The 13,642-nt window shown below is 63.0% G+C and carries 15 protein-coding genes; 8 read left to right on the top strand and 7 right to left on the bottom strand.

The window, feature by feature from the left end; all coding sequences use genetic code 11:
* Positions 1-23: 23 nt before the first annotated feature.
* The 6 genes from FNV92_RS14965 to FNV92_RS14940 form a co-directional block, all read right to left on the bottom strand.
* Positions 24-314: a hypothetical protein gene (locus FNV92_RS14965; RefSeq protein ID WP_015685492.1), complete on the bottom strand. Its 291-nt coding sequence runs from the start codon at positions 312-314 to the stop codon at positions 24-26.
* 20 nt (positions 315-334) lie between these two features.
* On the bottom strand, positions 335-763 hold the full coding sequence (locus tag FNV92_RS14960; protein WP_283812514.1) for a curlin: 429 nt from the start codon (positions 761-763) through the stop codon (positions 335-337).
* A gap of 65 nt (positions 764-828) precedes the next feature.
* Positions 829-1,188, bottom strand: a complete 360-nt coding sequence (locus FNV92_RS14955; RefSeq protein ID WP_015685490.1) for a curlin — start codon at positions 1,186-1,188, stop codon at positions 829-831.
* A 99-nt stretch (positions 1,189-1,287) separates the two neighbouring features.
* Positions 1,288-1,686 carry a curlin gene (locus FNV92_RS14950; protein ID WP_015685489.1) on the bottom strand — a complete coding sequence of 133 codons (399 nt, stop codon included), beginning with the start codon at positions 1,684-1,686 and terminating at the stop codon, positions 1,288-1,290.
* 121 nt (positions 1,687-1,807) lie between these two features.
* Positions 1,808-2,206 carry a hypothetical protein gene (locus FNV92_RS14945; protein ID WP_015685488.1) on the bottom strand — a complete coding sequence of 133 codons (399 nt, stop codon included), beginning with the start codon at positions 2,204-2,206 and terminating at the stop codon, positions 1,808-1,810.
* A 166-nt stretch (positions 2,207-2,372) separates the two neighbouring features.
* Positions 2,373-3,032 (bottom strand): response regulator transcription factor, encoded by a 660-nt coding sequence (locus FNV92_RS14940; protein ID WP_041748852.1) that lies wholly within the window; start codon positions 3,030-3,032, stop codon positions 2,373-2,375.
* A gap of 600 nt (positions 3,033-3,632) precedes the next feature.
* Between FNV92_RS14940 and FNV92_RS14935 the strand changes: the two genes are divergently transcribed.
* From FNV92_RS14935 to FNV92_RS14915, 5 genes are all read left to right on the top strand, one after another.
* Positions 3,633-5,063: an efflux RND transporter periplasmic adaptor subunit gene (locus FNV92_RS14935; protein WP_143845869.1), complete on the top strand. Its 1,431-nt coding sequence runs from the start codon at positions 3,633-3,635 to the stop codon at positions 5,061-5,063.
* Positions 5,060-5,785 carry an ABC transporter ATP-binding protein gene (locus FNV92_RS14930; protein WP_015685485.1) on the top strand — a complete coding sequence of 242 codons (726 nt, stop codon included), beginning with the start codon at positions 5,060-5,062 and terminating at the stop codon, positions 5,783-5,785. Before FNV92_RS14935 ends, FNV92_RS14930 begins: the two co-directional genes overlap by 4 nt.
* Positions 5,782-7,005 carry an ABC transporter permease gene (locus FNV92_RS14925; protein ID WP_143845870.1) on the top strand — a complete coding sequence of 408 codons (1,224 nt, stop codon included), beginning with the start codon at positions 5,782-5,784 and terminating at the stop codon, positions 7,003-7,005. The genes FNV92_RS14930 and FNV92_RS14925 overlap by 4 nt, the downstream gene beginning before the upstream one ends.
* 50 nt (positions 7,006-7,055) lie before the next feature.
* The gene (locus FNV92_RS14920; RefSeq protein WP_041748238.1) at positions 7,056-7,373 is read left to right on the top strand and encodes a response regulator transcription factor; all 318 of its coding nucleotides are present in this window, start codon (positions 7,056-7,058) and stop codon (positions 7,371-7,373) included.
* Between the two features lie 781 nt (positions 7,374-8,154).
* Complete coding sequence (locus tag FNV92_RS14915) at positions 8,155-10,014, top strand: alkaline phosphatase family protein (protein ID WP_143845871.1); 1,860 nt, start codon at positions 8,155-8,157, stop codon at positions 10,012-10,014.
* Positions 10,015-10,056: 42 nt separating this feature from the next.
* Here the strand turns inward: FNV92_RS14915 and FNV92_RS14910 are convergent, their stop codons facing one another.
* Entirely contained in the window at positions 10,057-10,629 is a 573-nt protein-coding gene (locus tag FNV92_RS14910) for a hypothetical protein (protein WP_015685481.1), read from the bottom strand.
* 393 nt (positions 10,630-11,022) lie between these two features.
* On the opposite strand from FNV92_RS14910, the gene FNV92_RS14905 reads away from it, so the two are divergent.
* From FNV92_RS14905 to FNV92_RS14895, 3 genes are all read left to right on the top strand, one after another.
* The gene (locus FNV92_RS14905; RefSeq protein ID WP_143845872.1) at positions 11,023-11,682 is read left to right on the top strand and encodes a peroxiredoxin; all 660 of its coding nucleotides are present in this window, start codon (positions 11,023-11,025) and stop codon (positions 11,680-11,682) included.
* A 128-nt stretch (positions 11,683-11,810) separates the two neighbouring features.
* A complete protein-coding gene (locus FNV92_RS14900) occupies positions 11,811-13,250 on the top strand; it encodes a cryptochrome/photolyase family protein (protein WP_143845873.1) in 1,440 nt (479 codons plus the stop codon).
* 66 nt (positions 13,251-13,316) lie between these two features.
* On the top strand, positions 13,317-13,619 hold the full coding sequence (locus tag FNV92_RS14895; RefSeq protein WP_168213710.1) for a histone: 303 nt from the start codon (positions 13,317-13,319) through the stop codon (positions 13,617-13,619).
* The last annotated feature ends 23 nt before the right edge of the window (positions 13,620-13,642 follow it).

Here is a 13,642-nt window from a genome sequence, read left to right as displayed (position 1 = left end):
GCAGAATCGCAGCCTCTGCTCGCTCAGCGGCCCTGCTGTTTGCGCAGCCAGTCGAGCATGTCCTGCGCATTTCCATTGCCTTGCGAGACGATGGCGGTATTGCCGCCGCTGCGGCGGGTGATCGTCGTGCGGCCGGGCTCCTTGTCGACCCTGACCTCGGCGTGCGCAGGATCGCCGCTTTGCGTGATCACCGCTGTCCCGTTCTCGTCCTGGACAGCGGTGGTGTGGCCATCGCCGGATTCGCCGGCCCCGGCCGAAGCGATCCCGATCATGGCCATGAGGCTCATCCCGGATGCGAGCAGCAGAAACTTCATGTCACACCTCTTTGTTTCGGTCATCGGCCAAATTGAAATATCGCGAGCCAGTTGAAGCGTCCGAACTGCCTTACCGCGCCCGAGTTCATGTCCCCGATCTGCAGCAGGAGAGCATTGGTCGAATTACCGATCTGGGTGATGTCGGCGGTATTGCTCGCACCAGATTGACCGATCGCCGCATTGGTAGTGCCGCCCACCTGGATCACGTTAGCATAGTTGCGGGTACCGTTCTGGATGATCGTCGCATCCACGGTACCAGTGCCGCCGATCTGGATCACCCGCGCGATATTGATGCGGCTGTTCTCCTCGATCGTGACCGGCTGAACATTGTCGCCGAATTGCACGATCGTTTCGATGCTCACGTTCCGGTTCGTCACGCTGCGCTGGACGGATCCCGCGGATGCTTCGGTCACCGCGCACATGACTGCGAACGCTGCGGTCGTCGCCAAGATCTGCCTGCCGCATCTCATTGCGCTTCCCCCATTCATCTTCACATCGCAACGATGCGCGCGTCTTATGGGCTTTTCTGGATCACCGTCGACGAGTTGATCGTTCCGAACTGCGCGATCGCCCCCGCGTTCATGGTGCCGAGCTGGGACAGCAAGCTGGTGGCCGACTGGCCGGTCTGGCCAACCGATGCGGAATTGAAAATCCCGGTCTGACTGATCGATGCCGACGTCGTTCCGCCGAACTGCAGGATTCCGACGGCGTTCGTGGTCCCGGTTTGCACGACGGTCCCGCTTGTGTTGCCGCCGACCATGAACAGGCCGGTCATGTTGAACTGGCTGCTCTGGTTCACAACGACGGGAGGACCGTTGACCGACACGACGTTCTTGAAGTCGAAGGTTTGCGCCTGCGCCAGGCTACCTTGCATGCAACAGACAATCAGAACTGCGATACTGGCGGCGGGGGGAAGGCGGTATTTCATGGCAGGCCTCTGCACAGTTGCGGAAATCAGGGACGAACCACCCGGTCACGGTGTCTGCTGGAGAATCGTCGATCCGTTCAAAAGCCCGAACTGAGACAGCAAGGCTGCATTGTTGGTGCCGATCTGGCCGATCAGGCTCGTGTTCGAGCCGCCGCCCTGACCGGCCAGGATCGTATTGTTGATCGCAGGGCCGGTCGACGAGCCGCCTTGCCCGATCGTCAGCGAGTTTACCGAGAACGGCGATCCCGTTTGTAGGGTCGTCGCCCAGTTCGTGGTGCCGAATTGCAGGGTGGTGGCCGTGTTGCTGGTGCCCCCGCTCTGGGAGATGAAGGAGCTGTTCGTTCCACCGAACTGCAGCACGCTCGCCGAATTTCCGGCATGAGCCTCGACAGCTGTCAACGCGCCGAGGGCGCCGACCGTCGCAATGATGAATTTGATGCGCATGTGATTCCTCCGCGAATATCAGCCGTCGATCCGTCATCGGGCGGGCCGCTCGGGTGCGGTACTTTCAGAGACGGCCCGGACGCACCGCGCTGGGAGGCGCCCGGGACCGTTCGGGGCTGGACTAGTGCTGGTTGATGACGCTGGTGTTCCCGAAGAGCAGGATCGAGTTCTGCCCGACGGTTGCGCTGTTGCTCGGCGGCAGCAATGGGAACGAGCTCTGAGAGATCGAGCTGCTGTTGCCGCCGAAGGCGTTCTGCATGGTGGTGGCCGTATTGACGATACCGCCGACCTGGGTCACCGTGCTGGCATTGTTGAGTGACGGAGTGGCGAGACCCTGCGAAGTGGTCGCGGAATTGAAGAAGCCGAGCTGGGTCGTGTTGGAGGTGTCATTCGTCACACCGTTCTGCGTCACGGAGGAGCTGTTGGCGCCACCGATCTGAACTGTATTGGCGGTGTTGGCCGCTTGAGCGGCGGAAGACAGAGCGAACACGGCAACGGAGGCAAAAAACAATTTGCGCATGGAATATCCCTTTCTAGCCAAGTTGTCTGACTGGGTTCGGATGCCGTCTTGGAGGATGCCGACATCGCAGGGACGACTGTGAACCGATGGTGCTCGGTGCGATAGACTGCAGTTCATGCTAATCAGTAAGGACTAAACGTTGTGCTGCATCTCGCCGCCGGCAGCTCTAGGTCAGCGAATGGCTCGCGCCGATCCGCATCGTAGCGGCTTCTCGCCCCATGCAATCGATCAATCTCACCACTTCGATCGGCGAACGCAGCGCCAGCTTCCGCATCATCCTGGCGCGATGAACCTTGGCGGTCACCTCGCTGACGCCGAGTCTTGCCGCAATCTGCTTGGCCACGAGCCCCTCAGCCATCAGCAGCATGATCTCCCGCTCGCGGGCCGTCAGCGTTTCAACGCGCCGGCGCGCCTCGCGCACCGCGTTCTCGCGCTCGATGCGCCTGCGATCGCGCTCGATGCCGTGCCGGATCGCATCGAGAATCTCCTGTTCGCGGAAGGGTTTTGGCAAGAATTCGACCGCGCCGTACTTCATGGCCTCGACCGAGACCCGGATGTCCAAATGGCCGCTGATGAAAACGATCGGTATGAGCACGCCCGTTTCGGCGAGCCTGTGCTGAAGCTCGAGCCCGGTCGGCGACGTTCCGGGAAAGCGAACGTCGAGCACGAGACATGACGGGCCTTCAGACAGGTTCTCGCTCAGGAATTCATCCGTCGAGGCAAACAGCCTCACCTGATGTCCCGTCTCCTCGCAAAGGCGCCCGATCGCGTTTCGTATCTGGATTTCGTCGTCAACGACATAAACTGTAGCTTGATTTGAATTCATTGCGACAGACTCCCGGACTTTGCGCTCGATAGCCCAGCGCGAGCCATCCATTGTTCTTGCAAGCGACAACAAGGTGCTTGAATGCGTCGGCACGGAACGGACGAGCTTCGTCGGCTCCCCAACTTGACGTCTTTAAGGCCAACACTCCGTCGGCAAGAGTGAAGGCGTTCACAAATCAGGCTTCGTGATGGGAGAGCTTTGACGCCGACAGGTGCGGTCTGCCGGCGAAATGCCGTCACCGAAATGCGGAAATCAGGCGTCTCCGGCCGTGATCTCGCCACTTGCATCATGACGCCGCCACTCTGCGCCAACTTGAACACCATCAGCTCGCCGATTGGACCAGCCGGGACGTAAAGTCAGCTATCGAGTTCGATACCGCGCGCTACGTTTTGAATACGCCCGGTATGCGATCCGCGCAAGTCGCGAAAGCTCACAGCTTCGTAGTTTACTTCTGGATCATGGAGCGCACCCGTCCGTCGCACTAAGAACGACGACATATTGCCGAGGCGCCACCATCGCCTCGATCGAAATACAACCATAGCGCGATATTCGACTTTTCCGCTCTCAACGTCATTTCAAGAGGCGGGGCTTGATATGCATATGCGATTTGTACCAATCATGGTGTTGCTCGGCACTGGATGCGGCCTCGCCCTGCCCTACGTCGCGCCACCAGCCATCATCGCGGGCGCGACCGGAAATGCGGCGGACGGGATGGCCCGCGCCTACGAAGCGACGAAGCGGTTCCTTGCACCGGACGGGCGTACCTCTCCTACTCTCGGCTCGGATGCACCGATGTTCCGCTACGCCGCGATCCAGCGCGGCAGCATCGAGCAGACCGTGACGGTGACGGGAGCGCTCCAACCGGTCAAGACGATCGAGGTGGGTTCCCAGCTATCGGGGCAACTCGCTCGGGTCTATGTCGACTTCAACGATACCGTCAGCAAGGACGAGCCGCTCGCCCTGATCGATCCGCGCAGCTTCGCAGCCAAGGTCGATGAAGCCAGGGCTTCGATGGCCGTTGCCAACTCGCTGGTCGATATCGCGCGGGCCAAGCTCGATCGGGCCCGGATCGACCTGCAGAACGCCAGGGGCAGCCGCGACGTGCTTGCCGCCAAACTCGAGAGCGCCCAAGCGGTCAAGACGTCGGCGCAGAAGACTTTGCAGCGCAAACTCGCCCTGCAGTCGCAGAATGTGGTGGCGACCTCGACGGTCGACGACGCCCAGACGGAATTCACCGCCCGGCTCGCCCAGGAGCGCGAGGCCGAGATCATGATGTCCCTCAATGCCTATTCCGTGGATGGCGCGCAGGCCGACGTTCGCCGGATCGAGGCCGAGTTGCAGCAGGCGCGAATGGCCGTGCCGGAAAAGGGGGCCGTGCTTGCTGCGGCCCAGGCCGATCTCGACCGCACCGTGATCCGTTCGCCGATCGACGGTGTCATTGTCGGCAGGTTCGTCAACGAGGGCCAGACTCTTGCGGTGGGCCTGGAGTCGCGCACCACCTTCGTGGTTGCCCACCGCCTGGAAGACATGGAGATCCATGCCCAGGTCGACGAAGCCGATATCGGGCGCATCGTCCCCGGCCAGCGCGCTCATTTCACCGTAGATGCCTATCCCGACCGCCGCTTCGAGGCCGTGGTCCGGCAGGTGCGCAAGGCACCGCAAAATCAGCAGCACGTCGTCACCTACACCGTGGTGCTGTCGACCTCCAATCTCGACGGCGCGTTGCTGCCCGGCATGACCGCTCTGGTGAAGATCGTGATCGAGCGGCAGGACGACGTGCTGAAAGTGCCGCTCGCCGCGTTGCGTTTCCAGCCATCCGGCATGCGGCCGGATGCAATCACTGCGAACAGCGGCGTTTGGGTCCGCACTTCCAGCGGCTCGCTGCAGCGCATTGCGGTGACGGTCGGCGCGGCCGGCACAGAACAGGTTGCGCTCAAGAGCGGAAACCTTGTCGAGGGCAGTCAGGTCGCCGTCGGCCAGGCCATCAGGCCCGCAGGCATGGAGTTCCTCGGAATCAGGTTCGGATCATGAGCACTCCCCTGCCCCTGATCAGTCTTCGGTCCGTATCCAGGACCTATCGCACCGACGGAGTCTCGGTGCCTGCGGTGCGCAACGTCAGCTTCGACATCGCGCAAGGTGAGATCGTGGCTGTGATGGGCCCGTCGGGCTCGGGAAAGTCCACACTGATGAACATGATCGGGCTGCTCGACCTGCCGAGCGAAGGAGCGGTTCATCTCGAGGGTGCCAATGTTGCCGAGCTCTCGGAAGATCGCCGGTCGTCTTTGCGGGCGCGCAGCATCGGCTTCGTGTTCCAGTCCTACAATTTGCTGGCGCGCCACAATGCGATCGAGAACGTCGCGCTGCCACTGGTCTATGGCGGTGTCGGTCGCAAGGCGCGCCTGGCGCGCGCCGAAGAGAGCCTTCAGGCCGTCGGCATGCTGCACCGGGCCCATCACTTTCCGCGACAGCTCTCGGGTGGTGAGCAGCAGCGCGTCGCGATCGCGCGGGCGCTGATCGCCTCTCCGCTGATCGTGCTCGCCGACGAGCCGACCGGTGCGCTCGACAGCCGCACCGGTGCCGAAATCCTGGGACTGTTCGCGGCGCTTAACCGGACCGGCCAGACCATCGTGATGATCACGCACGATCCCGGCATCGCGACGCAGTGCCGGCGCACGATTCGCCTGCACGATGGCGAGCTCGTCAGCGACGAGACGTCGGCGCAACTCCTGCCGAAACGGGGCCTTACGCCATGACGATGCTCCAGGGCTTCCAGATTGCTCTGCACGCCTTGCGCCTCAACCCGCTGCGCAGCTTCCTCACCATGCTCGGAATCGTGATCGGCGTCGCCTCCATCGTGACGGTGTTTGCGATCGGGTCCGGCGCGCAGCTTCGCCTTCAGGAACAGATCCGCTCGATCGGCGCCAATGTGCTGATGATCACGCCGGGGGCGGTCTATCAGGGCGGCGTACGTCTCAAGGACGGCAGCAAGCTGACGATGACCGAGAGCGATGTGCATGCCATTCTCGAGCAGATTCCGGAAATTCAGGCCGCGGCCGGCTCGATCGCCGGAACGGCGCAGGTCATCCACGAGAGCAAGAACTGGAACACGACCATCAACGGCACGACGACCAGCCACTTCATGGTCCGTGACTGGCAGCTCGAGGCCGGACGCTATTTTTCCGCCGCCGAGGAGGCCGGTGCCGGCAAGGTCGTGATCCTCGGAAGCACCGTCGCACGCGAGTTGTTCGCGCCGGGCGACGATCCTGTCGGCGCGCAGATCAGGATCATGAAGGTGCCACTCGAAGTGGTCGGCGTGCTCGATCGCAAGGGCCCGGCACAGGACGACGTTGCCTTCGTGCCGCTCAGCACGGCCAAGCTGCGCTTCCTCGGCAGCGCGAGCAACATCAACCGGGATTCGGTCGCCTACATCATCGCCAAGGTGGCTGCGGATGGCCAGATGGCGGGCGCGCGATCGGAGATCGAAAGCCTGCTGCGACAGCGCCACCGTATCCCTGCCGGCCAGGAGGACGACTTCAAGGTCCAGGATCCGGCTGCTGCCATGGAAGCGCAGCAGGGCGCGATCCGCACCGTGGCGCTGCTGCTCGTCGCCATCGCCTCGGTCTCGCTGCTCGTCGGCGGCATCAGCATCATGAATGTCATGATCGTGTCGGTCACCGAGCGCACCCGGGAGATCGGCATTCGCCGCGCGCTCGGCGGCCGGATGCGGGACATCCGCCTCCAGTTTCTCTGCGAAGCGCTCGTACTCTGCCTTCTCGGCGGCGCCATCGGCGTTGTCGGTGGAATCACGCTGTCGATGACGGTCGCGCGCATGGCGGGCTGGATCACATCGATCGACAGCGAAGCAATTGCCCTGGCCCTTGTCTTCTCGATCGCAACCGGCCTCATCTTCGGTTTTTATCCTGCGCATAAGGCGTCCAGGCTCAGTCCGATAGAAGCGCTCAAGACGGAGTGAGAACGTGCTGGGACGGCGACAACAACTCAACGGCCAGGGAGGAGCCAGTCATGAGCCCGGATCCGAAAGACTCGATTACGCCGACGCCGCGTGAACGCGAACTGATGATGCTGATCGCACGCGGAATGCAGAACAAGAACATCGCCTACGAGCTGAAAATCTCGGAGAACACGGTGCGGGCGCATATCGGCAACATCATGCGCAAATACCGCATCCAGAACAGGACTCAGATCGCGATCATCTACGCACTCAGGGCGGCCCCGCTTGCGCTGCGGCGCGATCTGACCAGGAGCGGAGCTACCCCGGCGACAGTCAAGCCAGCCCCGGCCCTCGCGCAGAATCCGCGAGTGCCGATTGCGCCGGAATGACCGTTCCCGCAACAACCCCTTGTGCAACTCGTCGGGCAAAACACCCAAGCACGGGTCAAGAGACAGGCTGAAAAATATTTCTCTTTATTAGAATTCGGATTTTTGTTAGACATTTCGCACTCCGGCCCTAGGAAGAGGGGCGTATCGCGATCGTCACGAACGCGGGCCGGACGGCGGTGGACGTGGGTCACATCGGCGCGAAAAGCTTCGCAGGGCGGGCAACCGTGAGCGAAGGCGTCGCGCGCACGACCGGTGTGATCTGCGTACGGCAAAATCGTGTGGTCCTGGCGCCCGCAGGCTGGCGTCAAGCGTTGCGGTGATGCGGCGGCCCGACCGGGCGCGCGCATCGTCAGCCGCAAGGCGACGGGGGCAATAGTGCATCGCTCCCCGAGGAGAGCGCGACATAAGCCGTAAGACCACTGCGCAGGGAAGGCCGGATGTCTTGGCTTCACCTGTATGCCGCTGTGCAGCCTCTTGTAGCGCAACCTTCGCACAGTGGACCGTGGGTGCCCGGCCGGCACCCGGTCTTCCCTGCGCCCTCTTTCATTTTGGGGGTGACGCGACCAGCCAAGGCTCGGGCGAAATGCGCCGCGAGAAGGCGAAGCCGTGTCTGGAACCACAAACACGCTGTAGAGCGCAATGACGAGTCTGTGAGAACAATCCCCCTCCCCCAGCCCTCTTGCATTCGTCGCAGGCCTTGTAACAAAACTGTCATACAGCGAAACTAAACGATGCCGGGGGCCGCGACCGCGGCCATTCGCCTCATCGCAGGAGAGACTTGATGCGCCGCCGTTCACTGGTGTTGCTGTCCGTCGGACTGACAGCGCTGTCCACCGGATTTGCCTCCGCCCAGAACAACACGCCCCGCAACCTGATCCTGTTCATTCCCGACGGACTGCGCGCGCTGAAGGTCACTCCTGAAACCGCACCCGCAATGGCCGAGGTTCGCGACAAGGGCGTCAACTTCAAGAACTCGCACTCGCTGTTCCCGACCTTCACCATGGCCAACGGCTCGGCGATGTCGACCGGCCATTATCTCGGCGACACCGGCGTGTTCTCCAACACGATCTGGACCAACTACACCTCAGGTCCGGCCGGCGACACCGTGGTCCCCTTCATCGAGAACGACGCCGTGCTCGGCGACATCGACGAGCATTTCAAGGGCGACTATCTCAACGAAGAAACCATTTTGAAGATGGCCCGCGACAAGGGGCTGAGCACGGCGGCGATCGGCAAAGTCGGTCCGACCTACCAGTTCGACCATACCGACAAGCCCGAGAAACCCGGCCTGCATTCGGTCGTGTTCGACGACTCCACCGGCGGCAAGAACGGCGTAGCACTGTCGGACGAGGTGAAAGCGGCGCTGACCAAGGCCGGCCTGCCCCTCGCCACGCCGCCGCGCGGCGACAACAGCAAGGCGGGCGATGCCAAGACGCCCGGCACCATTGTCGCCAACGTGGCGCAGCAGGCCTATTTCGCCGACGTCGCCGCCAAGGTGGTGCTGCCGATGTTCAAGGCGCGCAACAAGCCGTTCGTGCTGGTATTCTGGTCGCGCGACCCCGACGGCAGCCAGCACAACACCGGCGACAGCCTCAACCAGATCCTGCCCGGCATCAACGGGCCGACCTCGATGGCCGGCATCAGGAACGCCGACAACAACCTCGGCCAGCTCCGCAAGGCGCTCGACGAGCTTGGCCTTGCGGCCACCACCAACATCATGGTGCAGGCCGACCACGGCTTCTCGACCATCTCCAAGGAAAGCAAGACCAGCCCCTCGGCCAAGGTCAGCTACGACGACACGCCGAAGGACTTCCTGCCGATGGGCTTTCTGGCGATCGACCTCGCCAAGGCACTCGACCTGCCGCTGTTCGACCCCAACGACAAGAACGCAAAGATCGAAGGCAACAAGCATCCCAAAGCCGGTAACGGCGTGCTCGGCAAGGATCCGGAGAAGCCCGATCTCGTCGTCGCCACCAATGGCGGCTCGGACCTGATCTACCTGCCGAACAAGGACAAGAAGCTGGCTGCGAAAACGATCAAGGCGCTGCTGGATCAGGACTACGTCTCCGGCCTGTTCGTCGAGGATTCGCTCGGCCGCTTCCCGGGCACGCTGCCTCTGTCGAGCGTCAATCTGCGCGGCAAGTCGGCGACGCCGACGCCGTCGATCGTGGTCAACTTCCGCTCCTATGCCAGCGAATGCGGCGAGGCGCCGACCAACTGCTCGGTGCAGGTCGCCGACACGGTGCTGCGCCAGGGCCAGGGCATGCATGGCAGCTTCAGCCGCGGCGACACCATGAACTTCATGGCCGCCATCGGTCCGGACTTCAAAGCCGGCTATGTCAGCGAGATCCCGGTCAGCAATGCCGACGTCGGCATGACCGCCGCCCAGCTCCTCGGCCTGCGGGGCTCGCAGAACGGCGGGCTCGTCGGCCGCGTGATGTCGGAGGCGCTGCCCAACGGCATCGTACCGAAGGCGTACAAGAGCGTGGAGAGGTCGAAGAAGAAGTCCGAGAACGGTCTGGAGACCGTGCTCAACGTGCAGCGCGTTGGCAGCCAGCGTTATTTCGACGCCGCCGGCTTCCCGGGCCGCACGCTCGGCCTCGAGCCGGACACCGCCAAACAAAAAACGGCGGGGAAATGACCCCGCCGCTTCTTTCGCATCCTCAAGAGAGGCGCGGAATTCTTACATGCCGATGTCGAACACGTTCGGCAACTGGCCCGCCAGAGGCAGCGCGGTGGCGCCCAGGAAGGTCGCCACCATCGCCATCAGGCGACGGTTGTTCTGGCGCTTGCCGCGCATCTGGCCGGCGATCCACTCCAGCATCTCGCTGTTGACCTTGGACGCATAGGACGGCGCCCAGCTCTCGATGTCGGACTCGGCCGACAGCGCGACGCTGCGCGGCGGCACCTTCAGGCCCGAGGCGCTGGCGGCATAGTGCGCCACGGCCTTGGCAAGCAGATCGTCGAACCGGCCACCGTCGGTGCGCTCGGTCGCGGCCTCGTTGATCTCGAACAGCGCTTCGGCTTCGGCGCGGCTGACCGGCTGGTCGTTGACGGCCGTAGCGGTCAGGATGCGGGTGCACCAGGCGGTGTCATCGGCATCGAGCGAGCGGGAAAAGTGGACCCGGCCCTTGGTGGTCGGGCCTTCGCCCGTGATCACGCCGTCGCGCACGATGGAGAGTGCATGAGCCGCGGTATCGCGGCAGGACGGTTCGAGGGACGGCGACTCAACAGACATATGCGCAGCGGCGGACATTAGTTCACTTCCAGATTTCTTCTGACCGACCAGCATTTTCATGCGGGCGTAAAGAGGTGGTTAATGATTCGATACGGGGATCGCGACTTTTCTCGATGGTTGCCAATTAGTCGCTATCAGGATCGTTTTGGTTCCATCAAACGTCGGGCCAGCGTGATGCGAGTCATAAAAGGCTTTCTCGGGGCAATCGAGACCGTGCATCCACGGTGGAGATGTTTCGTCGCAGGCGCGGCTGTAACAGAAAGGTGCTAGGAAATCGGCCCTTCAAGGAAGGAATTCACATTTTACTTGAAGCGGTTCACTTGACGTTCACTTAGCCTCGCCAAGCCCCTATACTGACGGCGACGGCCACAAATGAATTCCCAAGTAAATTCAATGCGATGAGGTAAAACCATGACACTTCCGATCGGCACTACCGCCCCTGACTTCGAAGCCGAGACCACCGAAGGCAAGATCAAGTTTCACGACTGGATCGGCAACAGCTGGGCGCTGCTGTTCTCGCATCCGAAGGACTTCACGCCAGTGTGTACGACGGAGCTCGGTGCGCTCGCCAGGCTGAAGCCGGAGTTCGACAAACGCGGCGTCAAGCTGATGGGTCTGTCGGTCGATCCGGTCGATCGCCACGCCAAATGGTCGGAAGACATCAAGGAGACCCAGGGTGCAGCGCCGAACTTCCCGATGATCGCCGATACCGACTACAACGTCTCCAAGCTCTACGGCATGCTGCCGGCCGCCATCTCGGGCGATCCCCTCGTCCGCACCGCCGCCGACAACCAGACCGTCCGCAACGTCTTCGTCATCGGCCCGGACAAGAAGATCAAGCTGGTGCTGGTCTATCCGATGACCACAGGCCGGAACTTCCAGGAGATCCTGCGCGTCATCGACTCGCTCCAGCTCACCGCTAAGCATCGCGTTGCCACCCCGGCCGACTGGTCGCAGGGCGAGGATGTGATCATCGCCGGCTCGGTCTCCAACGACGAGGCCAAGACGATCTACCCGCAGGGCTGGAAGGAACCGAAGCCCTACATCCGGATCGTGCCGCAGCCGAAGTAACGGCTGCGCTCGCACCGATAGATGAGCAGAAGCCCGGAGCACGCATGTCCTCCGGGTGACCTGCGCATGAAACTCTGCTCCTGTGTCTCGTATATAAAGGACCTGCTCCGCGAGACACACTCCCGATCATGCCAAGCGCGACTCCCATCATCGTCTGGTTCCGCGATGACCTCCGCCTGTCCGATCAGCCCGCCCTTCACGCTGCCGCGAAGACCGGTGCGCCGGTTATCTGCCTCCATGTGCTCGACGACGCGGCCGGGCGTGCGCCGGGCGGCGCGGCGCGCTGGTGGCTGGCGCAATCGCTGCGGGCGCTCGGGGCCGACATCGCCAGGCGTGGCGGATCGCTGATCCTGCGCAAGGGGCCGGCAGCCAGGGTGATCCCCGAGGTGGCGCGCGCGATCGGAGCCACTGCGGTCTACTGGAATGAGGTCGCGCAGGCGCCGCATCAGTCGGTCGAGAAAGCGCTCGAAGCGGCGCTGGCAAAGCTGGGCATCGACTCGCATATCTTCCCCGGCGACCTCCTGGTCGCGCCCTCGGCGATCCGCAACAAGGAAGGTCGGGGCCTGCGCGTCTTCACCCCGTTCTGGCGCCGCGTGCTGGCGCTCGGCGATCCGCCAAAGCCCCTGCCCGCACCGAAGGAGCTGCCTACGGGTCCGAAGATCGCCAGCGATGCGCGGGAGAGCTGGAAGCTCGAGCCGAGCAAGCCCGATTGGGCCGGCGGCCTGCGCGAGAGCTGGGAGCCCGGCGAGGCGTCCGCACGGACGCGCCTGCGCGACTTCCTCAAGCACACCGCGCACAGCTATGCTGGCGATCGCGACCGCCCGGACCGGGAGGGCACCTCAAGCCTCTCCCCGCATTTGAGGTTCGGCGAGCTCAGCCCGCGCCAGGTCTGGCACGCCGCGCGGTTCGCTGCGGCCGAGAACCCAGCGATCGGCCCCGGCGTCGAGAAGTTCCTGAGCGAGCTTGGTTGGCGCGAGTTCTGCCGCCACCTCCTGCACGATCACCCCGACCTCGCCACCGAGAACCTGCAGGCGAATTTCGACGGCTTCCCCTGGAAGCCCGACAAGACAGCGCTCGCCGCCTGGCGACGCGGGCGCACCGGCTACCCCATCGTCGATGCCGGTCTACGCGAGCTCTGGCACACCGGTGTGATGCACAACCGGGTCCGGATGGTGGTGGCGTCCTTCCTGGTCAAGCATCTCCTGATCGACTGGCGCGACGGCGAGAGCTGGTTCTGGGACACGCTGGTCGATGCGGATGCCGGCAGCAATCCGGCCAACTGGCAATGGGTCGCCGGCTGCGGCGCCGACGCCGCGCCCTATTTCCGCGTGTTCAATCCGATCCTCCAGGGCGAGAAGTTCGACCCCGACGGAAGCTACGTCCGGCGCTGGGTGCCGGAGCTGAAGGACATGCCGGCCAAGCTGATCCACCAGCCCTGGCAGGCGACGCCGATCGAGCTTGCGAGCGCCGGCGTCACGCTCGGCAAGACCTATCCGCAACCGATCGTCGATCACGCCAAGGGGCGCGAACGCGCGCTCGCGGCCTACGCGAAGATCCGCAAAGGTTGAGCGTTGCTTTGACACAATTTTGAAACCCGCTATCGTCATCGCTCCATACAAAACGTGGGGGACGATATGGACGACGAGAAGACGATCACCGAACAGGCGATGGACACCATCACCACCGCCGTGGAGGCGACCAAAGACGCCGCTGTCACCGCCGTCAAGAAGGTGAAGAAAGCCGCCAAGAAGGCCGCGAAGAAAGTAGCGCCGAAGAAGGCAAAGAAGGCTTCCAAGAAGAAGGCCGCCAAGAAGTCGTCGAAGAAGGCGGCCAAGAAGACTTCGAAGAAATCGGCGAAGAAGACCGCCAAGAAGGCTTCCAAGAAAACTGCAAAGAAAGTCGCCAAGAAGAAAAAGGCCAAGAAGGCCAAGCGCTGATCGCAGCGCTCAAGCGTGTCTCC

Source organism: Bradyrhizobium cosmicum (assembly GCF_007290395.2).
Classification (GTDB): Bacteria; Pseudomonadota; Alphaproteobacteria; order Rhizobiales; family Xanthobacteraceae; genus Bradyrhizobium; species Bradyrhizobium cosmicum.
This window is presented reverse-complemented; position numbering and strand designations above follow the sequence as displayed.

Excerpts from the sequence above, each read along its gene's own strand:
- FNV92_RS14940 (WP_041748852.1), bottom strand. The coding sequence starts at position 3,032 with ATGAATTCAAATCAAGCTACAGTTTATGTCGTTGACGACGAAATCCAG.
- FNV92_RS14950 (WP_015685489.1), bottom strand. The coding sequence starts at position 1,686 with ATGCGCATCAAATTCATCATTGCGACGGTCGGCGCCCTCGGCGCGTTG.
- FNV92_RS14900 (WP_143845873.1), top strand. The coding sequence starts at position 11,811 with ATGCCAAGCGCGACTCCCATCATCGTCTGGTTCCGCGATGACCTCCGC.
- FNV92_RS14915 (WP_143845871.1), top strand. The coding sequence starts at position 8,155 with ATGCGCCGCCGTTCACTGGTGTTGCTGTCCGTCGGACTGACAGCGCTG.
- FNV92_RS14895 (WP_168213710.1), top strand. The coding sequence starts at position 13,317 with ATGGACGACGAGAAGACGATCACCGAACAGGCGATGGACACCATCACC.
- FNV92_RS14910 (WP_015685481.1), bottom strand. The coding sequence starts at position 10,629 with ATGTCCGCCGCTGCGCATATGTCTGTTGAGTCGCCGTCCCTCGAACCG.
- FNV92_RS14905 (WP_143845872.1), top strand. The coding sequence starts at position 11,023 with ATGACACTTCCGATCGGCACTACCGCCCCTGACTTCGAAGCCGAGACC.
- FNV92_RS14965 (WP_015685492.1), bottom strand. The coding sequence starts at position 314 with ATGAAGTTTCTGCTGCTCGCATCCGGGATGAGCCTCATGGCCATGATC.
- FNV92_RS14925 (WP_143845870.1), top strand. The coding sequence starts at position 5,782 with ATGACGATGCTCCAGGGCTTCCAGATTGCTCTGCACGCCTTGCGCCTC.
- FNV92_RS14955 (WP_015685490.1), bottom strand. The coding sequence starts at position 1,188 with ATGCAAGGTAGCCTGGCGCAGGCGCAAACCTTCGACTTCAAGAACGTC.
- FNV92_RS14945 (WP_015685488.1), bottom strand. The coding sequence starts at position 2,206 with ATGCGCAAATTGTTTTTTGCCTCCGTTGCCGTGTTCGCTCTGTCTTCC.
- FNV92_RS14920 (WP_041748238.1), top strand. The coding sequence starts at position 7,056 with ATGAGCCCGGATCCGAAAGACTCGATTACGCCGACGCCGCGTGAACGC.
- FNV92_RS14930 (WP_015685485.1), top strand. The coding sequence starts at position 5,060 with ATGAGCACTCCCCTGCCCCTGATCAGTCTTCGGTCCGTATCCAGGACC.
- FNV92_RS14935 (WP_143845869.1), top strand. The coding sequence starts at position 3,633 with ATGCGATTTGTACCAATCATGGTGTTGCTCGGCACTGGATGCGGCCTC.